This is a genomic window from Antarcticibacterium sp. 1MA-6-2 (assembly GCF_021535135.1).
Classification (GTDB): Bacteria; Bacteroidota; Bacteroidia; order Flavobacteriales; family Flavobacteriaceae; genus Gillisia.
In genome coordinates this window covers 4,247,685-4,268,920 of sequence record NZ_CP091036.1, presented here as the reverse complement: position 1 = coordinate 4,268,920, position 21,236 = coordinate 4,247,685, and the positions used below count along the sequence as shown (strand labels likewise).

General features: G+C 40.5%; 10 protein-coding genes, 2 tRNA genes, 2 rRNA genes and 5 pseudogenes. 5 read left to right on the top strand and 14 right to left on the bottom strand.

The genetic code is table 11. The features are described 5' to 3' along the window. Positions 1 to 81: 81 nt before the first annotated feature. The 4 genes from LZ575_RS21550 to LZ575_RS21535 all read right to left on the bottom strand — a co-directional run bounded on the left by LZ575_RS21550 (position 82) and on the right by LZ575_RS21535 (position 5,154). Positions 82 to 2,919, bottom strand: a 23S ribosomal RNA gene (locus tag LZ575_RS21550). 225 nt (positions 2,920 to 3,144) lie between these two features. Next, positions 3,145 to 3,218 (bottom strand) — tRNA-Ala (locus tag LZ575_RS21545). 161 nt (positions 3,219 to 3,379) lie between these two features. Continuing rightward, positions 3,380 to 3,453 (bottom strand) — tRNA-Ile (locus tag LZ575_RS21540). Between the two features lie 180 nt (positions 3,454 to 3,633). Then, positions 3,634 to 5,154 (bottom strand): 16S ribosomal RNA (locus LZ575_RS21535). Together the 16S and 23S rRNA genes with 2 tRNA genes alongside form the textbook arrangement of a ribosomal RNA operon. A gap of 1,038 nt (positions 5,155 to 6,192) precedes the next feature. Between LZ575_RS21535 and thrS the strand changes: the two are divergent. The 4 genes and pseudogenes from thrS (at position 6,193) to rplT (ending at position 9,386) form a co-directional block, all read left to right on the top strand. Next, positions 6,193 to 8,138, top strand: a pseudogene (gene thrS / locus LZ575_RS21530) (threonine--tRNA ligase). An 80-nt stretch (positions 8,139 to 8,218) separates the two neighbouring features. Beyond that, positions 8,219 to 8,713: a translation initiation factor IF-3 gene (gene infC / locus LZ575_RS21525; protein WP_235330790.1), complete on the top strand. Its 495-nt coding sequence runs from the start codon at positions 8,219 to 8,221 to the stop codon at positions 8,711 to 8,713. 40 nt (positions 8,714 to 8,753) lie between these two features. Further along, positions 8,754 to 8,951 carry a 50S ribosomal protein L35 gene (gene rpmI, locus LZ575_RS21520; protein WP_235327273.1) on the top strand — a complete coding sequence of 66 codons (198 nt, stop codon included), beginning with the start codon at positions 8,754 to 8,756 and terminating at the stop codon, positions 8,949 to 8,951. Positions 8,952 to 9,041: 90 nt separating this feature from the next. Beyond that, positions 9,042 to 9,386: a 50S ribosomal protein L20 gene (rplT, locus tag LZ575_RS21515; protein WP_235327271.1), complete on the top strand. Its 345-nt coding sequence runs from the start codon at positions 9,042 to 9,044 to the stop codon at positions 9,384 to 9,386. Between the two features lie 69 nt (positions 9,387 to 9,455). On the opposite strand, the pseudogene LZ575_RS21510 reads toward rplT, so the two are convergent. The 9 genes and pseudogenes from LZ575_RS21510 to tgt all read right to left on the bottom strand — a co-directional run bounded on the left by LZ575_RS21510 (position 9,456) and on the right by tgt (position 19,101). After that, positions 9,456 to 9,883 (bottom strand): annotated as a pseudogene (locus LZ575_RS21510) (secondary thiamine-phosphate synthase enzyme YjbQ). Between the two features lie 25 nt (positions 9,884 to 9,908). Next, positions 9,909 to 10,754, bottom strand: coding sequence for an amidohydrolase (locus LZ575_RS21505; RefSeq protein WP_235327269.1), 846 nt, complete (start codon positions 10,752 to 10,754; stop codon positions 9,909 to 9,911). Between the two features lie 27 nt (positions 10,755 to 10,781). After that, positions 10,782 to 11,906 (bottom strand): AI-2E family transporter, encoded by a 1,125-nt coding sequence (locus tag LZ575_RS21500; protein ID WP_235327268.1) that lies wholly within the window; start codon positions 11,904 to 11,906, stop codon positions 10,782 to 10,784. 27 nt (positions 11,907 to 11,933) lie between these two features. Further along, positions 11,934 to 13,175, bottom strand: coding sequence for an asparagine synthetase B (locus LZ575_RS21495; RefSeq protein WP_235327266.1), 1,242 nt, complete (start codon positions 13,173 to 13,175; stop codon positions 11,934 to 11,936). Positions 13,176 to 13,251: 76 nt separating this feature from the next. Further along, positions 13,252 to 14,809 (bottom strand): annotated as a pseudogene (gene dnaB / locus LZ575_RS21490) (replicative DNA helicase). A gap of 168 nt (positions 14,810 to 14,977) precedes the next feature. Continuing rightward, complete coding sequence (locus tag LZ575_RS21485; protein ID WP_235327264.1) at positions 14,978 to 15,931, bottom strand: acetyl-CoA carboxylase carboxyltransferase subunit alpha; 954 nt, start codon at positions 15,929 to 15,931, stop codon at positions 14,978 to 14,980. 59 nt (positions 15,932 to 15,990) lie between these two features. Beyond that, positions 15,991 to 16,902 carry a DMT family transporter gene (locus tag LZ575_RS21480; protein ID WP_235327262.1) on the bottom strand — a complete coding sequence of 304 codons (912 nt, stop codon included), beginning with the start codon at positions 16,900 to 16,902 and terminating at the stop codon, positions 15,991 to 15,993. Beyond that, positions 16,889 to 17,966 (bottom strand): annotated as a pseudogene (locus LZ575_RS21475) (LptF/LptG family permease). The gene LZ575_RS21480 and the pseudogene LZ575_RS21475 overlap by 14 nt, the downstream one beginning before the upstream one ends. Before the next feature lie 2 nt (positions 17,967 to 17,968). Beyond that, positions 17,969 to 19,101 (bottom strand): annotated as a pseudogene (gene tgt / locus LZ575_RS21470) (tRNA guanosine(34) transglycosylase Tgt). A gap of 366 nt (positions 19,102 to 19,467) precedes the next feature. Here tgt and LZ575_RS21465 point away from each other — a divergent pair. After that, positions 19,468 to 19,896 carry a PorT family protein gene (locus tag LZ575_RS21465; RefSeq protein ID WP_235327260.1) on the top strand — a complete coding sequence of 143 codons (429 nt, stop codon included), beginning with the start codon at positions 19,468 to 19,470 and terminating at the stop codon, positions 19,894 to 19,896. A gap of 360 nt (positions 19,897 to 20,256) precedes the next feature. Here LZ575_RS21465 and LZ575_RS21460 read toward each other — a convergent pair whose 3' ends face one another. Further along, positions 20,257 to 21,231 carry an FKBP-type peptidyl-prolyl cis-trans isomerase gene (locus tag LZ575_RS21460; RefSeq protein WP_235327258.1) on the bottom strand — a complete coding sequence of 325 codons (975 nt, stop codon included), beginning with the start codon at positions 21,229 to 21,231 and terminating at the stop codon, positions 20,257 to 20,259. Positions 21,232 to 21,236 lie beyond the last annotated feature (5 nt).

The window sequence follows — 21,236 nt, the reverse complement described above, 5'->3', positions numbered from 1 at the left end:
ACAAAAGAAGAAAAACGATGATATTGTAATAGAATAAATGAGTTTTAGGTTATCCTGTCCCGGTATTGCTACCGGGACGGGTGCACTAAGCTTTACGGATTATTAGTACCACTCGGCTATGACATTACTGCCTTTACACCTATGGCCTATCAACGTGGTAGTCTTCCACGATCCTTTAAAGAAATCTCATCTTGTGGTGGGTTTCGCGCTTATATGCTTTCAGCGCTTATCCCTTCCCAACGTAGCTACCCAGCAATGCTCCTGGCGGAACAACTGGTGCACCAGAGGTTAGTCCAACTCGGTCCTCTCGTACTAGAGTCAGATCCACTCAAATTTCTAACGCCCACTGTAGATAGAGACCGAACTGTCTCACGACGTTCTGAACCCAGCTCGCGTGCCACTTTAATGGGCGAACAGCCCAACCCTTGGGACCTTCTCCAGCCCCAGGATGTGACGAGCCGACATCGAGGTGCCAAACCCCCCCGTCGATGTGAGCTCTTGGGGGAGATCAGCCTGTTATCCCCGGCGTACCTTTTATCCTTTGAGCGATGGCCCTTCCATGCGGAACCACCGGATCACTATGCTCTACTTTCGTACCTGATCGACCTGTATGTCTCTCAGTCAAGCTCCCTTTTGCCATTGCACTCTACGCACGGTTACCAAGCGTGCTGAGGGAACCTTTAGAAGCCTCCGTTACTCTTTTGGAGGCGACCACCCCAGTCAAACTACCCACCAAGCATTGTCCCCCGTGTTGCGGGGTTAGGCTTCAAACAAGTAAAGGGTGGTATTTCAACAATGACTCTACGACGCCTGGCGACGCCGCTTCAAAGTCTCCCACCTATCCTACACATCACTTGTCCAAAGTCAATACTAAGCTATAGTAAAGGTGCACGGGGTCTTTTCGTCCCACAGCGGGTAATCGGCATCTTCACCGATACTACAATTTCACCGAGCTCATGGCTGAGACAGTGTCCAGATCGTTGCACCATTCGTGCAGGTCGGAACTTACCCGACAAGGAATTTCGCTACCTTAGGACCGTTATAGTTACGGCCGCCGTTTACTGGGGCTTCAATTCAATGCTTCGCACGAATGCTAACATCTCCTCTTAACCTTCCAGCACCGGGCAGGTGTCAGGCCCTATACATCATCTTTCGATTTAGCAGAGCCCTGTGTTTTTGATAAACAGTCGCCTGGACCTCTTCACTGCGGCCCACATTGCTGTGGGCGACCCTTCTCCCGAAGTTACGGGTCTATTTTGCCTAGTTCCTTAGCCATGAATCTCTCGAGCACCTTAGAATTCTCATCCCAACTACCTGTGTCGGTTTGCGGTACGGGCTGCCACCACTCGCTTTTCTTGGAAGTCGATCCGCTGGATTATCACGCCAGCCGAAGCCTTTGTGTACTATCGCCGTGTTACCACTGGCTTCAACGCACTATTCCGTCAGTGCGCACCAACTTTTCGCCTCCGTCACTTTTAACGTGGGGCAGGTACAGAAATATTAATCTGTTGTCCATCGACTAACCCATTCGGGGTCGCCTTAGGTCCCGACTAACCCTCAGCTGATTAGCATAGCTGAGGAAACCTTAGTCTTTCGGTGTGCGGGTTTCTCGCCCGCATTATCGTTACTTATGCCTACATTTTCTTTTGTAACCAGTCCAGCAAGCCTCAAAGCTTACCTTCAACCCTGTTACAATGCTCCCCTACCACTCCATATCTAAATATGAAATCCATAGCTTCGGTAGTATATTTATGCCCGATTATTATCCATGCCGAACCGCTCGACTAGTGAGCTGTTACGCACTCTTTAAATGAATGGCTGCTTCCAAGCCAACATCCTAGCTGTCTGGGCAGTTCAACCGCGTTTTTTCAACTTAATATACATTTGGGGACCTTAGCTGATGGTCTGGGTTCTTTCCCTCTCGGACATGGACCTTAGCACCCATGCCCTCACTGATCTAAAACATTTTATAGCATTCGGAGTTTGTCAGGAATTGGTAGGCGGTGAAGCCCCCGCATCCAATCAGTAGCTCTACCTCTATAAAACTATTAAATCGCTGCACCTAAATGCATTTCGGGGAGTACGAGCTATTTCCGAGTTTGATTGGCCTTTCACCCCTACCCTCAGGTCATCCCAAGACTTTTCAACGTCAACGGGTTCGGTCCTCCACTATGTGTTACCACAGCTTCAACCTGCCCAAGGGTAGATCACACGGTTTCGCGTCTAACACTACCAACTAAAACGCCCTATTAAGACTCGCTTTCGCTACGGCTCCACATCTTAAATGCTTAACCTTGCTGGCAACGTTAACTCGTAGGCTCATTATGCAAAAGGCACGCCGTCACCCCTAAAGGCTCCGACCGCTTGTAAGCGTATGGTTTCAGGATCTATTTCACTCCGTTATTCACGGTTCTTTTCACCTTTCCCTCACGGTACTGGTTCACTATCGGTCTCTCAGGAGTATTTAGCCTTAGCGGATGGTCCCGCCAAATTCATACAGGGTTTCTCGTGCCCCGCACTACTCAGGATACCACTATGGTTTATGATCTTTACCTATACGGGACTATCACCCTCTATGGTCACTCTTTCCAAAGTGTTCTAATTCATAACACAACCAATATCGTGGTCCTACAACCCCACGCAGCCCGTAAGCTACGTGGTTTGGGCTAATGCGCGTTCGCTCGCCACTACTTGCGCAATCACTTTTGTTTTCTTCTCCTCCGGGTACTTAGATGTTTCAGTTCCCCGGGTTCGCCTGCCTTTCGGCATACTATATCTTCAATATAGTGGGTTGCCCCATTCGGATATCTGCGGATCAAACTGTATGTGCCAGTCCCCGCAGCTTTTCGCAGCTTATCACGTCCTTCATCGCCTCTGAGAGCCTAGGCATTCCCCATACGCCCTTATTTAGCTTATGTGCTTTTTACCTAATATGCTCTTGTCTCTATAAACAGCCGTGCAGCATGTTTATAAAAACGATTTATTCTATTATTCTATCTACTTGTATAAATACAAATTCGATTTTTCTCGTATTCTTTATTTCCCAATATGTCAATGAACGTTTCTCTTAGTAGTGAGTATTTAGTAGTGAGTAATGAGATAAAATCTCAATTCTCAATTCTAGTATCTCAATACTAAAAACAGTGGAGAATATCGGAGTCGAACCGATGACCTCCTGCGTGCAAGGCAGGCGCTCTAGCCAGCTGAGCTAATCCCCCAAATCAAAAATGAAATTCCAAAAAAACTAAAATTCCAAATTCCAAAAAGGATAGGCATCCCAACTTCTAAAATTTCCTTTCAATACTTGTAATGAACTTATGTCTCCAGTTCAACTTTGAACTTTAAACCTTTAACTTTAAACTCCGCCCTTAGGCGGTAGTAGTCTCAGGCAGACTCGAACTGCCGACCTCTACATTATCAGTGTAGCGCTCTAACCAGCTGAGCTATGAGACTGCAATTAGTAGTGAGTATTTAGTACTGAGTAGTGAGACAAAACTTTTTACTCAATACTCAATTCTTAGTACTCAATACTTATTTTATAAATTAAAATCGACAGCTAAACTAAGACCAAAGAGTTCCTCTTTGAGAACCTTTGATAATTGCGCTTTGCTCTTTAATAAGCAATAGCTCTAGAAAGGAGGTGTTCCAGCCGCACCTTCCGGTACGGCTACCTTGTTACGACTTAGCCCCAGTTACTAGTTTTACCCTAGGCGGCTCCTTGCGGTGACCGACTTCAGGTACCCCCAGCTTCCATGGCTTGACGGGCGGTGTGTACAAGGCCCGGGAACGTATTCACCGCATCATGGCTGATATGCGATTACTAGCGATTCCAGCTTCACGGAGTCGAGTTGCAGACTCCGATCCGAACTGAGATAGGGTTTATAGATTCGCTCCTCTTTGCAAAGTGGCTGCTCTCTGTCCCTACCATTGTAGCACGTGTGTGGCCCAGGACGTAAGGGCCGTGATGATTTGACGTCATCCCCACCTTCCTCACGGTTTGCACCTAAGCAGTCTTGTTAGAGTTCCCGACATTACTCGCTGGCAACTAACAACAGGGGTTGCGCTCGTTATAGGACTTAACCTGACACCTCACGGCACGAGCTGACGACAACCATGCAGCACCTTGTAATCTGTCCGAAGAAGGAGGTGTTTCCACCCCTGTCAGACTACATTTAAGCCCTGGTAAGGTTCCTCGCGTATCATCGAATTAAACCACATGCTCCACCGCTTGTGCGGGCCCCCGTCAATTCCTTTGAGTTTCATTCTTGCGAACGTACTCCCCAGGTGGGTTACTTATCACTTTCGCTTAGCCACTCAGTCCGAAGACCAAACAGCTAGTAACCATCGTTTACGGCGTAGACTACCAGGGTATCTAATCCTGTTCGCTACCTACGCTTTCGTCCATCAGCGTCAGTATTTTATTAGTGATCTGCCTTCGCAATCGGTATTCTATGTAATATCTATGCATTTCACCGCTACACTACATATTCTAACCACTTCATAAACACTCAAGAATAACAGTATCAATGGCAATTCTACAGTTGAGCTGCAGACTTTCACCACTGACTTATTATCCCGCCTACGGACCCTTTAAACCCAATGATTCCGGATAACGCTTGGATCCTCCGTATTACCGCGGCTGCTGGCACGGAGTTAGCCGATCCTTATTCTTACGGTACCGTCAAGCTCCTTCACGAAGGAGTGTTTCTTCCCGTATAAAAGCAGTTTACAACCCATAGGGCCGTCTTCCTGCACGCGGCATGGCTGGATCAGGCTCTCGCCCATTGTCCAATATTCCTCACTGCTGCCTCCCGTAGGAGTCTGGTCCGTGTCTCAGTACCAGTGTGGGGGATCTCCCTCTCAGGACCCCTACCTATCGAAGTCTTGGTAAGCCGTTACCTTACCAACTAACTAATAGGACGCATACTCATCTTGTAGCCATAAATGTTTAACCTAAAAACAATGCTGTCTCTAAGTACTATGGGGTATTAATCCGGGTTTCCCCGGGCTATCCCCCTCTACAAGGTAGATTGTATACGCGTTACGCACCCGTGCGCTTAGTCGCCACCATCCGAAGACGTGCTGCCCCTCGACTTGCATGTGTTAAGCCTGCCGCTAGCGTTCATCCTGAGCCAGGATCAAACTCTTCATCGTTAATCTTTAAATAAATTTACAATTACTAAGGTCGATTTCATCTCTTACCTAAATAAGAAATGCTCAAAACGAATTCTCTAGTCTTAATTTAATTTCTTTGCTTTAATCCCGAAGGATTAAAACGCGCTGTCAATTTCAATATATCAATGAACTTTGCCACATTGTGGCTTTTGTAAAAATAAAAGGACTCGAACCTTTTTCTCTCACCCACCCGGGATTTCTTATTTTTCAATAACTCTTAAAGAACTCTCGCTCGTTTTTAAATCGGCTGCAAATGTACAACAACTTTTAATTAAGCAAAACTTTTTTTTGAAGTTTTTTTGAGGAAATTTTTTGTAGAACTTAACCGCCTTTTCTAATTAGCGGGGTGCAAATATACACCCGAAATTCTTTCCACCAAAAACTTTTTTAAAGTTTTTTTAAGAGACTGCAGAGACTATTCTCCCTACATTTACTCCTACTCCAGTATTCAATGAACTTCCCGCTCTTTTTGAAGCATTACCCTCTCTCTAAGCGGCTGCAAATATACACCCCTTTTTTTCTTTCCCACAAATAAAATCTCCTGATTTATTTTTAAAAATTGTACCCCAATTCTTAACCAATTGACTGTCTTCTTTTTGAAACTAAAACTTTAACATTTGAGGTGACGTCGAATTGTGCAATTAAATTCAGGAACAATCTCAAGGCTGGGGTTAGCCACTAATGCACTAATGTATTTTTATGTGAAGAACGCAGGTACTCTTTGTATCTTCTGATTATGAATTTTATAATTTTAAAAAGAAGTTATGTCATCCTACATCTCCCTTAAGAAACTTCCCGGCAGGCAGGTTGCAGCGGTCGCTTTTATAAAGCCACCAGCTTTTTCAAACTATAGCAGAAATCCCGAACAGAAGGAAAATCTGTAAACATTATAAAGAAAGATTTTCCCCAGTAATTGACGAAGCATCCATGAAGGAAACATATATGCTGGAATATGTACATACTATATTGTGCAACCACATTTATCCTATTATCTTTGCTCTATAATTAAAACAGCGCATGATCAAGATAAGCCTGCCGGATGGCACTATTAAAGAATTCGAGAGCGGCACTACTCCTATGGATGTAGCAAGGAGTATAAGTGAAGGCCTTGCCCGCAACGTAATTTCAGCAAAATTTAATGATACAATAGTAGAAGCATCTACGCCACTAACACAGGATGGCAGTCTTACTTTATATACATGGAATGACAAAGAAGGAAAAAAGCCTTCTGGCATTCCTCCTCTCACGTGATGGCACAGGCTATTGGAGAGTTATATCCAGGAGTGAAACTAACAATCGGTCCCGCGATAGAAAACGGGTTTTACTACGATATTGATTTTGGAGAGCATAAGATTTCTGAAAATGATTTTAAAAAGATCGAAGACAGAATGCTTGAAATTTCCAGAGGTAAGCATGACTTTAGCCTAAGAGCTGTTCCCAAGGAAGAAGCTTTGGGCTACTATAAAAGAGAGAACAATCCATACAAGGTTGAACTAATTGAAAACCTTGAGGATGGCACTATAACATTCTGTGACCACGACACCTTCACAGATCTTTGCCGCGGAGGACATATTCCAAATACCGGAATAATTAAAGCGGTAAAATTGATGAGCGCCGCAGGGGCTTACTGGAGAGGCGATGAAAAAAATCCTCAGCTTACGAGAGTGTACGGAATCTCTTTTCCGAAGCAAAAGGACCTGAAGGAATACCTGGAACTATTAGAAGAAGCCAAAAAACGTGACCACCGAAAACTGGGGAAAGAACTTGAACTATTTACTTTTTCACAAAAGGTGGGACAGGGACTTCCGTTATGGCTTCCAAAAGGAGCTGCTTTAAGAGAGCGGCTTGAAAATTTTCTGAAGAAAGCACAGAAGAAAGCGGGATATGAAATGGTTGTTACTCCACATATCGGGCAAAAAGAACTTTATGTAACTTCAGGCCATTATGCTAAATATGGCGCTGACAGCTTTCAGCCGATCCATACTCCCAACGAGGGTGAGGAATTTTTACTAAAACCCATGAACTGTCCTCACCACTGCGAAATATATAATGCGTCACAATGGAGTTACAGGGATTTGCCAAAGCGTTTTGCTGAATTTGGTACGGTTTACCGTTACGAACAAAGCGGGGAACTTCATGGTCTTACTCGAGTGAGAGGCTTTACGCAGGATGATGCACATATCTTCTGTACGCCGGATCAGCTGGATTCTGAATTTAAAAAGGTAATCGATCTTACATTATATGTATTTGAATCTTTAGGATTTAATGACTTTACTGCCCAGGTTTCTCTACGGGATCTTGAAAAGAAAGAAAAGTATATAGGAAGTGACGATGTATGGGAAAAGGCCGAGAGTGCCATAATTGCAGCTGCGGATGAGAAAGGATTGAAGTATGTGGTAGAAACTGGAGAAGCTGCTTTTTATGGACCAAAGCTGGATTTCATGGTAAAAGATGCACTGGGAAGAAGCTGGCAGCTGGGAACTATACAGGTAGATTATAATTTACCTGAAAGATTTGACCTCACATACAAAGGCAGTGACAACGAAATGCACCGCCCGGTTATGATCCACCGTGCCCCTTTTGGCAGTATGGAACGCTTTGTGGCAGTGCTGCTTGAAAATACTGGCGGAAATTTCCCTCTTTGGTTAATGCCAGATCAGGCTACTATTCTCTCTCTCAGCGAGAAATATGAAAAATACTCACAAAAAGTTTTAACTTTGCTGGAAAATAACGAAATTCGCGCCCTGGCTAATAACCGGAACGATACCATTGGAAAGAAAATAAGGGACGCCGAAATGAGCAAAATCCCTTATATGCTTATTGTGGGAGAGCAGGAAGAAAAGGATGGTACAGTTTCTGTACGTAAACACGGGGAAGGGGATATAGGAACAATGCCTGTAGAAGATTTCGTCGAATTAATAAATAATGAAATTAAGAAAACGCTTAAAGCGTTTGAAGTTTAACCAAAAATATAAGAGCCATAGCAATACGTAGAAAAAGATCGAAGCGACCGCTTAGAGAGATTAAAGAAGATCAACACCGCATTAACGGAAAAATCCGAAGTGATGAAGTTCGCCTTGTAGGTGAAAATGTAGAGATGGGAGTTTATCCTATTAAGCGAGCATTAGAAATTGCGGAAGAACAGGAACTGGACTTAGTAGAAATCTCTCCGAATGCCAAACCACCCGTAGCCAAAGTAATGGACTACAAGAAGTTTCTCTATGAACAAAAGAAGAGAGACAAAGCTTTAAAAGCTAAAGCAACAAAGGTGGTGGTTAAGGAAATTCGGTTTGGTCCTCAAACAGATGATCACGATTACGAATTTAAAAAGAAGAATGCCGAAAAATTTTTAAAGGACGGTGCTAAATTAAAAGCATTTGTATTCTTTAAAGGACGGTCTATTGTTTTTAAAGATCAGGGTCAAATCTTGTTACTACGACTTGCACAGGATTTAGAAGAAATTGGCAAAGTTGAACAAATGCCTAAACTGGAAGGTAAACGTATGACTATGTTTATGTCTCCTAAGAAAACCAAATAAAGATAAGAAATTAAGAACGTTAATATAAAATCGAAAGAGCATGCCGAAAATGAAAACAAAATCCAGTGCCAAGAAGCGTTTTAAGCTTACAGGTACCAGTAAAATAAAAAGAAAGCACGCGTACAAAAGTCACATCTTAACAAAGAAGTCTAAAAAACGCAAGCTTGCTTTAACGCACAGTACTTTGGTACACGAGGCGGATGAAGCAAATATCAAAGCACAATTACGTTTAACGTAATAACCTTTGATGGTTTAAACAATTTAAAAACCCTGGAGTAGTGCAATAAAAGTGTCATTTTGACCGCCTGCTACAAAAAAATTAAAAAATATGCCAAGATCAGTAAATTCAGTTGCGAAGAGAGCCAGAAGAAAAAAGGTTCTTAAGCAAGCAAAAGGTTACTTTGGACGTCGTAAAAACGTTTGGACAGTAGCAAAAAATGCGGTTGACAAAGCAATGTTATATGCTTACAGAGACCGTAAAACCAAGAAAAGAAATTTCCGTTCTCTTTGGATTATGCGTATCAACGCAGGTACAAGACAGTTCGGAATGTCTTATTCTCAATTCATGGGAGGATTAAAAGCAGCAAACATCAATTTGAACAGAAAAGTTCTTGCAGATCTTGCTATGAATCACCCTGAAGCGTTTAAAGCTATAGTCGACAAAGTAAAATAAATTAAAAAAAGTTAACGTTCTTATATATGAAGATCCCGCTCATTGAGCGGGATTTTTGTTTTATGCCATTTAATCCCCGAAAGCAGTAAGAACAAGTTTTCTTGATCCTCCATTGTTCCTGTGCTCACACAAGTAAATTCCCTGCCAGGTGCCAAGATTTAATCTACCATTGGTAACAGGGATTTGGAGAGAATTTCCAAGAAGAGAAGCTTTAATATGAGCCTAAGCATATCATCGGGTCCTTCAAAAGTGTGCTTATAATATGGCTGATTCTCAGGAACCATTTTATTTATGTGGCTTCCAAAATCTTCCCTTACAGTAGGGTCTGCATTCTCATTGATAGTTAAACCTGCCGAAGTATGCTTTATAAATACTGAAAACATCCCAACTTTAATTTCAGATAATTCGGGAAATTGTCTGATAATTTCTTCAGTTACCAGATGAAAGCCTCTTGGTTTTTCTTTTAGTTTTATTTCTTTCTGAAAGATTTTATTCATTTTCCTGCTGAATGATTAGAACTACCTATATCTCTAAGTTATAAAATTCAGCAGCGTTTCTTCCGAAGATCTTACTTTGAATTTCCTCACTATATGCTGAAAAATACTCCTGAACGATGGACAATATTTCTGAATAAGTAGCAGCTGTAAGACTCATAAGCCAATCTGAGCCGAACATCAGCCAGTCTTCTCCAAAACTTTCGTAAATTACATCCAGGAACGGTATAAATTCTTTCGCTGTCCAGCTGAAGTTTTCTGTTTCGGTAACCATTCCGCTTATTTTGCAGTACACATTTTTTAAGGCAGCCAAATTTTGAATGTTCTTCTTCCATTCCGAAGTTATTCCTCGTGAGATTTGCGGCTTTGCCATATGATCTAAAACAAACGGCTGATCAGGAAATCTTTTAACCAGTTCTACCGCTCCCGGCAGCTGATAATCAAAAACAAGAATATCATATGTGAGATCAAAATCTTTTAATTGGGATATTCCGTTTTGAAAAGCAGGATCAAGTAAATATTCTCCATTTTGATCATATACGGTATGTCTTATCCCTTTCAGTAATGAATATTGGGCGTATTTCTTCAATCGGCTTGCTACATCAGGATAACTTAAATCTATCCAGCCAACTACTCCCTTAATAAATGAATTATTTTCCGCAAGGTTCAGGAGAAATTCTGTTTCGGCTTCGCTTTGATCTGCCTGCACAGCAATACAACCATTAAAGTTGTGCTTATTCAGAAGAGGCTGAAGGTCTTTGGGTAAAAAATCCCTTCGGATGCTCTTCATATTGTCACCTATCCAGCCATACCGCACAGGATCATATTTCCAGAAATGTTGATGACTGTCGATTCTAACTTCCAAACTATTCATAGCTTGTAAAAGGGTTGGAATTAAATTTTATTTTTCTTTTTCATTGGCCGACATATTCCCTCTTGCCTTCTTTCCTGTTACATTCTCTGCAGTCTCAGGCTTCTTTATCTTATTTTCTAAACTATTAGCTTCCAGATTGTCTTTTACATACAACTCCTCTATTATAACCATAAGAGCTGCCAGAATAGGGGTAGCCAATATTAAACCCAAAATTCCTGTAAGCACACCTAATAGCACCATCCAAAAAAGAGTAAGAGCAGGAGGTAAACTCACCATCTTCTTTTCTATCATGGGAGTAATTAAATAACTTTCGACTATCTGGATACCAAAATAAAGTATAAGCACATATATAAACATGTTTCCGCCCTGCATGAGTGCGATTAATACGGCAGGTGCAAGAGCCAGATAAGGTCCTATATTTGGAATAAAAGAAAATAATGCCGCCAATAAAGCAAGGGCATAAGGCATGGGCATTCCAAGAATCTCTAAACCAATCGCAGTAAACACACCCACTACCAGCATAGAAATTAATTTAGCTACCATCCATAGACTAAGGGTATATTGGGTTTTATCCATTACCTCCTTTAATCTCGGCCTAAAATTTAACGGAAATAATCTTACGAAACCACTGGTATAAATGTTCGGACTGGAGGCAAGAAATATTCCTGTTACGATTATGATAAAAAAGTTTGCTATTGCACCTATGGTCGTAGAAAAAGAACCTACAATTCTGGACATTACCTCTTCCCTATTTTCTAACAAGGCTCCAAGATCACTGGGAAGTTCTTCAAACAAATTTTTTCCTATTGGAGTTTGGGTTATCTCGTGCTTTAGATTACTAAGGGATTGGGGCAAAGTATTACTCATCTCCTCTACCTGCTCTACCATGGATGGGCCAATCAATATGATTATCAAATAGAGAATCCCTGTGATAAAGAGTAGAATCAAAAACAACGCGAAGCCATAAGACAATGGCGTTTTTTTAACCAGCCAGTTGGAAGCAAAGTTTAATAAAACAGAGAAAAAAATGCCCGCAAAAACTAAAAGAAAAAAATTGGCATGAAAAACAAGAAGAGCGAAAGCTGAAATCATCAGCAGGGTAATGAAGACCGTCTTCGTGATCTTTCTATTAAAAGTATTTGTTTTTTCCATAGTTGAATAAAGATGGCTATTACCGCTCTACGTTTTCTGCTTTTTCTTTTTCGCTGCGGGAAAGAGAACATTATTTAAAATAAGCCTGTAACCGGGAGAATTAGGGTGAAGTTCGAGTTCCGTTTTAGGATCCCCTACTCTATGCTGATAATCTTCAGGATCATGACCGCCATAGAAAGTAAAAAATCCCTGGCCTTTTATGCCGTGGATATATCGGGCTTCTCCGTTGAGTTTGTTTTCTGATAAAACCAGTACAGTAGGTTTTAATGTAGAAGGATCAAAGGCGGTAGTCTGGCCCATGAATCCTTTTACAAGCACCGTATGATTCTGGTTAAGCATTGTAGGCACCGGATCCCATTTTGCTGAAAATTCCATCAGCGTAAAATAATCTCCATCCATAGGGACCTGCCTTTTGGAGGTCATATCTATAGAAGAAAATTCATAAACCATAGGACTTCTCTCAAGTACAAAATCTGTAAAGGCAAAAGTATTTGAGAAATCAAGTTTTGCCTGGTAACCGGGTTCACTGGGATCGCCATCAAACATTGGCTCGGCAATATCTACTCCTTCTGCCGCAAGAGCAATATCAAAACTATCTGTAGCACTGCACATTGCGAACATAAATCCGCCACCGATCACGTAGTTGCGAATCTTTAGGGCCACGGCAAGTTTTTCTTCAGAGACTTTGCTGTATCCCAGCTTTCCCGCTAAAGCTTCTGCTTCCGCTTTTTCCTGTATATACCAGGGAGTGGTTCTGTAGTTCCGGTAGAATTTTCCATACTGGTAAGTAAAATCCTCGTGATGCAAGTGCAACCAATCGTACATCACGAGAGCATCGTTTAAAACCTCTTCATCGTAGATAGTTTCGTAAGGAATTTCGGCATAGGTTAATGCCATAGTAACAGCATCATCCCAGGGCTTATTCCCCTGCGGAGCGTAAACAGCTATCCTCGGCGCCTTCTCAAGAACCATGGCCTCCATATTTTGAGATGGACTTTGGATCTCTTCCAGAATTGCTTCAGCTTTGGCATCACTTACTACTTCAAACGAAACTCCCCGGATTTGGCACTCCTTCCGCAGAGATTCAGTATCTGAAATTAAAAAAGATCCACCCTGATAATTCAGCAGCCACTGGATCTGTAAACCATTTGCTAAAGCGTAGTAGGTAATTCCATAAGCTTTCAGGTGGTTTGCCTGATTTTTTGCATCCATCGGGATCAATATGGAAGAGGCGTGGATTGTGTCTGGGCTAAAAAATAAAAAGAGCATAAGAAAACCTGTTCCTATGCTCCTTTTAAAATTAGTTATTGAATATAATTTTATATTTTTTGTTCTATCGATATATTTAGAAAGGTACATCATTGTCTTCATCATCGCTAAAATCATTCATAGCACTTCCAAAGGCCTCATCTGCACTTGGATTAGGTAATGGTTTGCCCCTGAAGTGATCATCACCCGCTGCTTCATTCATTTTAGAATGAAACTCAAAAGGAGAGTCAAAGTCATCTAAGTTATCGAATTTACCTAAATGACCAAGGAATTTCAACCTAATATTTTCGAGACCACCGTTCCTGTGCTTGGCCACAATAAACTCACCCTGGTTAGCCGTAGGAGATCTTTCTTCATCATCCCATTCATCAATTTTATAATATTCAGGACGGTAAATAAAAGATACAATATCGGCATCCTGCTCAATTGCTCCGGATTCCCTAAGGTCACTTAATAATGGTCTTTTACTACCACCACGCGTTTCCACCGCACGGGAAAGCTGGGAAAGTGCAATTAAGCACACTTAATTCTTTTGCCAGAGCTTTTAGGTTACGGGAAATAGTTGAAATTTCCTGTTCCCTGTTTCCTCCACCTTTTACCGCACTACCTGCAGTCATTAACTGAAGGTAATCGATCATTATCATCTTTATACCATGCTGCGAAGCCAAACGACGGCATTTCGCCCTTAAATCGAAAATGGATAATGAAGGAGTATCATCAATAAATAAAGGAGCTTTTTCCAAATCTTTCACTTTCACATTTAGCTGTTCCCACTCGTGGGTTTCCAGATTTCCTGTTCGTAATTTTTCTGAAGAAAGTCCTGTTTCAGAAGAAATTAGCCTGGTAATAAGTTGTACTGCGGACATTTCCAGGGAGAAAAAAGCTACCGGGATATTACTGCCCACTGCAATATTTCGAGCCATGGACAAGGTCAAAGCAGTTTTACCCATACCGGGACGGGCTGCAATAATGATAAGATCACTGGGCTGCCAGCCGGAGGTAAGTTTATCTAACTTATCAAATCCTGAAGGAACCCCACTCAATCCTTCTTTATTGGAAATCTCCTGTATCCTGTTCTTTGCCTGAATCACGAGGCTGTGAGCAGTCTCTGTAGATCTCTTTATATTTCCCTGAGTTACTTCATATAATTTCGATTCTGCTGTATCGAGAAGATCGAAAACGTCTGTAGATTCATCATAAGAATCTTCAATAATTTCGTTGGAAATTTTTATCAGGCTTCGCTGGATATATTTCTGCAGAATAATCCGTGCGTGAAATTCAATGTGAGCTGAAGAAGACACTTTTTGAGTAAGCTGAATGAGGTAATATTCTCCTCCAATCTTATCAAGTCTGCCATCTTTCCTGAGTTGGTTAGAAACGGTTAATAAGTCAATTGCTTCAGTATTTTCAAACAGCTTGTAAATAGCTTCATAGATGTACTGGTGTGCAATTTTATAAAAAACATCGGCGTGCAGGATATCAATAATCTCATCAACACCTTTTTTATCTATCATCATTGCTCCAAGCACAACTTCCTCCAAATCAACCGCTTGAGGAGGTATTTTCCCTTTTTCCAGGGTGACTACGTTGCCGGAGCCGTATTTTATATTTTGAGGGGCAGTTAGTTTTTCCATTTTACGAATGTAAATAAATTGTTAAGACAATCTTAATGAATTGCGGCCAACTTAATTAACTAAGTCATAAACAATTGCCTGTTGACAACTATATTATTTTGTTAACAAGGCCAAAAAAATCCGAAGTTAATACCTCGGATGTTTTTGAAAGGGTGATGCTTAAAAGAATTACGATTTGAATACTCCCATGTTAGAATATTTATCCATTCTTTGATCAACTAAATCTATTGGTGATAAGTTCTTTACCTCATCAAGTGCAGATAATATCGATTTTTTTACACTATCAAATGTTTCTTCCCTATTGCTATGCGCACCCCCCAACGGTTCTTTCACAATCTCATCAATGAGCTTTTGTTTCTTCATATCCTTAGCAGTAAGTTTCAATGCCTCTGCGGCTACTTCTTTATATTCCCAGCTTCTCCAAAGTATGGACGAACAGGATTCAGGCGATATAACCGAGTACCACGTATTTTCCAACATAAGAACCCTGTCTCCTACCCCAATTCCCAAAGCTCCACCACTGGCTCCTTCTCCTATTATTACTACAATAATTGGTACTTTGAGCCGCGTCATCTCCATAATATTTCTGGCAATAGCTTCTCCCTGTCCTCTTTCTTCTGCTTCCAGCCCGGGATATGCACCCGGAGTATCTATAAAAGAAACAACAGGAATACCAAATTTCTCTGCAGACTTCATAAGTCTTAGCGCTTTACGGTATCCTTCAGGATTTGCCATTCCAAAGTTTCTGTACTGGCGGGTTTTGGTATTATAACCTTTTTGCTGGCCAATGATCATAAAACTTTGATCCCCAATTTTTCCCAAACCACCAATCATGGCTTTATCATCCTTTACATTTCTGTCTCCGTGGAGCTCAAGAAATGTATTGCCACAAATTGCATTAATATAATCAAGCGTGTAGGGACGGTTAGGGTGTCTTGAAAGTTGTACCCTTTGCCATGCTGTGAGATTCTTATAGATCTCTTTCCTGGTTTCGGCCAGTTTTTTTTCGATTTGTTTACAGGTGGCAGTTACATCAACATTACTTTCAGCTCCAATATTACAGGCCTTCTGGTACTGCTCTTCTAACTCTTTAATGGGTAGTTCAAAATCCAAATATTCCATAGGAAGTTATGGTGTTTTTATTAGCATACAAATATAGGAAACTTCTAAAGGAAGAGTCTTTAAGTTGTCTTATAAATTTTTCTTTTCGTCTTAAGATAGCCGTTCAGCACAACCGTAGTAAGAATTATGGCCGCACCGTAATAAAAATGAGAATGCATTTGTTCTTTGTTTCCGAAGACAAGAAACGCAAGAACAATTCCGTATACTAGCTCAAGATTTATCGTAAGCATCACTGTGTACGGACTAAGATGTTTCATTACAGCCACGGAAGCAATAAAAGCATATGCCGTACAAACAGAAGCAAGGATTGAAAGATATAACCAGTCGTTGGAGGACAGGGTGAAAAATTCAGAATTAAAACCTCTGTCACCGTCACTTGAAAAGCTGATATATAAAAGGTACAGACTTATTGCCACAACTCCTGTAAGCAATTCGTAAAATGATATTACTGAAGATGCCGCATGTTTCACTAGTTTGCCATTCATTAGCGTAAAAACTGCTGAAAGAAATGCGGATAAAAGGCCCAAAAGAATTCCGAGGTAATGCTCTGTCTCTACTCTAAAAATTATGTACAGGCCAAACATCACTATTAATCCGAAAATAACTTCATATCCTACCAGTTTCCGCTTATAGAAAATTGGTTCCAGGAGAGAGGTGAAAAAAGCTCCCGTTGATAATAAAGCCAGGGTAATAGAGACATTGGAAACTTTAATAGCTCCAAAGAAGGTAAGCCAGTGCAAAGCTATAACAACCCCCGCTATTAGAAGAAGGATAAGTTTACTGGTGGCAACTTTCAGGTCCTTCTTTTTCCACAGGATCCATAAAAAGATAAAGCCACTTGCAATCAACATTCGGTACCAAACCAGAGGTATGGCATCCAAAGTAATTAGAGCTCCAAGAACGGCAGTAAACCCCCAAATGAATACAATCAGGTGAAAATGAAGATAACTCTTCAGTTTATCGCTTGGCATTGAAAAGAAGGTAAACAGCTAAAATTCCGAAGACGAAATTAGGGAACCAAACGGCGATCAACGGCGAAAAAGTAGACTGTTCAGCTATGGTCCCGAAGACCTTATCAAAAAATATAAAAATAAAGGCAAGTGTAATTCCAACTGCAAGATTTACTCCCATTCCCCCACGCCTCTTCATCGAAGATACCGCCACGGCTATAACTGTAAGAATAAAGGCTGAGACCGTGTAAACTCCATCTTTTATAAGCTACCACTAAATACCTGTTCATATTGCCGGAGCCCCTGCGTTTTTCCTGCTCTATAAAATCATTGAGTTCATTATAATTAAGAGTTTCAGCTATATAAGAAACGGGGGTGAGCTCATCAAATTCGAATGGCAGGATAGTATCCAGGGTACGCATATGATAAATTTCATCGCTCCCTTCCCCTATTACTCTTTTGTTAACATTGGTAAGTTGGTAGGAATTAGATGAATCGATATATACAAGACGGGAAGCGCTAATTTTAAACTCCATTTCGTTCCCGTTAAAGTGCTCTATGGTAAAATTTCGGGCAGACTTATCGCTGGGCTGGAAGTTACTCGCATAGATATATTCTGAATCGTTGATCTGCCTGTAGACGTCATTTGTCTCCTGTACTTCTGCACCTCTTTTCAAATATTTAAACTTAAATTCATTAAATCCCCGGCTGGCCTGCGGTGCTAAAAACATTCCAAGGATAAGGGCGCCTGCACATACTATGGCAGCACCAATAAGGTACGGTCGTAAAAACCTCCAAAAAGAAACTCCACTACTAAGAAATGCTATTATCTCAGTATTATTGGCCAATTTCGATGTGAACCAGATAACACTCAGGAATAAGAACAACGGGAAAAGAAGATTTGTAAAATAGATCGTGAAATTTATGTAGTAGATCACCACCTCGATCAAAGGAACCTCATTCTCCAGGATCTTACCAATTTTTTCAGCAAGATTTATGGTTATTCCAATTGGAATAAACAGAAACAACATCAGGAGAAAAGTTCCCAGATATCGTTTTAATATATACCAGTCAAGAATCTTCAATTTTAAAGTCGCTTATCCATTTGCTTTACCATCATAGTTTTCCATGTGGAAAAATCTCCGGCTAAGATATGTTTTCTGGCTTCACGGACCAACCAGAGGTAAAAGCCAAGATTGTGTATTGTTGCAATTTGCTTGCCAAGCATTTCATTAACAGAAAACAAGTGCTTAAGGTAAGCTTTGGAATATTCTGTATCTACCCAGGTAATATCCATTTCATCAATAGGAGAAAAGTCGTCCTCCCATTTCTTGTTTTTAATATTTATGGTGCCGTGAGCTGTAAACAGCATTCCGTTTCGGGCATTCCTTGTTGGCATCACACAGTCAAACATATCAATTCCCAAAGCTATGTTTTCAAGAATATTAATTGGAGTACCAACCCCCATCAGGTAACGCGGTTTGTCTTCAGGAAGTATTGCTGTAACAACTTCAGTCATTTCATACATTTCTTCTGCAGGTTCTCCTACAGATAATCCTCCAATGGCATTTCCTTCAGCTCCAACTGATGCGATATATTCCGCTGATTCCTTCCGAAGATCTTTATAAGTACTCCCCTGAACAATCGGAAAAAAGGCCTGGGTATAATCGTACAGGTATGGAGTTTTCTCAAGATGCGCAATACAACGATCCAGCCAGCGGTGCGTCATATGCATAGATCTTTTGGCGTATTTATAGTCACAGGGATAAGGAGTACACTCGTCAAAAGCCATAATAATATCGGCTCCAATAGTTCTCTGGATCTCCATCACATTTTCCGGAGTGAAAGTGTGGTAAGAACCGTCAATATGAGATTTGAACTTTACACCTTCCTCTTTAATTTTTCTTCTTTCTGAAAGGGAATAAACCTGGTAACCTCCACTATCGGTAAGGATATTCCGGTCCCAGTTAATGAATTTATGAAGTCCTCCGGCTTTCCGAAGAATTTCAGTTTGTGGCCTGAGGTAAAGGTGATAGGTATTTCCCAGAATAACATCAGGATTTATTTCCTCCTTCAATTCTCTCTGGTGTACTCCTTTTACAGACCCCACTGTACCCACCCTAAGATGAAAATAGGAGTTTCTATTGTTCCGTGGTCTGTTGTTATTTTTCCTGCTCTGGCTTTACTACCGGGATCGGTAGTTAAAAGTTCAAAATTCATACTGCTTTTTAAGTGGTGCAAAGATACTTAACTAAACGACAATTGGAAGACAGCAATTTTGAAAATTGTTACTTACAGAGCTGAATACAATATGTTCGGTAATTCTGGTTCAGAATAATGGACTCACTCCTTTGTGCTGAAACAATGAGAATTCAGAAACAAATATTTAAAATATAAAATCGGGCACTACTAATAATAATATTTTGATTCTGTAAATCTTTGAAGGAAAAATTACTTCTAACCTATTAATCTATAGGCTAATTCCATTAAAGACGCGCAGGCTTTTATAAGTGCAAAAATATTTGGCACCTCTATTGCGTTATAATTGATCTAACGCTAATATAATTAATATGAAAAATTTACTAGTTGCAGCACTGCTGTTTATGGCTAAGCAGTACATATGCTCAAACTTCATTTGGAATTAAAGGAGGTTTAAATTATGGTGCTACAGGAGAATATTCATCTGTTTCAGAAGGTTTTGAAGATGCCACAGACGGGGAAAGCAAAATGGGGTATCATCTGGGTGGATATGCACGATTTGGAATTCTTGGCTTTTTTCTTCAACCTGAATTAGTATATACCAAATTAAATACTGACTACAATGCCTTTGAATACCAGATACAGAAGATAGATGCGCCAGTTCTTGTAGGAGTTAAAATACTTGGACCCTTAAATATAAAAGCAGGACCATCTTTTCAATACATACTAAGCAATAAACTTGAAGATTCAGACTTTGAAATAGCCGAAGCAGAGAACAGTATAACTATGGGGTACCAACTTGGAGCTAAGCCTTAATCTTGGAAGATTTGGTTTAGATGTGAGATACGAAGGCGCTTTTAAAGAGAATACAGCCTTCAGCGACACCGCCAGTGAAAACTTTAGGATAGATTCCAGACCCTCACAATGGATTTTTAGTTTGGCATATAGCTTTAATTAGGAAATACCAGATAAAAAACTTTATAACCCCTGAAGCTGCTCTTCAGGGGTTTTTTCATGTAAAAAATTGATATTGTAATTTTTGCTCCTCCCTAATAGGAGAGAAAGGGCTTAAAGTCATTAAATAGAAGACAGGCTTTCCTCTTTTAAATTTTATTAAATAGAAATGCCCCAAAAAACTTAAATGTTTTTTGGGGCATTTTATAATGGATCTTTTATCTATTCCTCTGCGTTTACATTTTTAAATTCATCCGGATCAAGATGAGCAGGAATATCATTGTTATTGTTGTCATAAAATATAATTACACCATCTTCCCCAACTGTAATTTCATCTTTGGTAGGCATCCCGTCTCCATCATCATCCAGATCAGAATGATTGGGAATGCCATCTTTATCTGTATCGTCATTAAAAAGATCCCCGTTATCATCTATATCTTCCGAAATGGAGGGAATTCCATCACCATCATGGTCAGCTTCTACAGTCCTCAAAAGGTTGAAACTAAAGATTAGAGGACTATAAGCAGGAATACTAGCGGTTGGGGAATTAAAATATCCAAGTCCCGATGGGAAAAAAACTGCTCCAATTCCAAAGTCATTATTCCAGGATATGGTATTATCAGGATTTACCTGGTACCCGGAACCTTCTTTAAATTCTGTTATTCCTGCAGGAAATCCTGGCACTGTACCTCCAGCTTTTACTAATTGCCCTTGGGTATTACGGGTTACATAACCCTCAAAATCAAACCACGCAGGTATAATGGTATTAGAATCGAAAACTTTTCCTCCGGTTAATGATCCCTCATATCTTACATAAGCAGAATCAGCAAAGGTTGGTTGTTCTCCTACCCCTTCCCTTATAGTGAGTATATAAACTTTATAATCAACCTCATTTATAGTAATGGTTTTAGAAGTAAGCTTATCTGATTCAATAAGAGGTGTTTTGTTTTGATTGTCTCCGGCAATAGTATCAAATTTTGCGATGTAGTTAAAATTAGGTCCGGGGTTTTCAAAATCTTCTTCATTGTAAAAATGAGTCTCAAGAAATGAAACCAGGGTTTCATCATCTGCAAGAGATTGTTCCGCAGCATCTCTAGGAGGCTCTACTTCAACTTTATTGTCATCATCTTTAGAACACGATATAAAAAAAACAGTGCTTAACACACTAGTAAAAAACAACTTTTGAAATCTCATCATTAATT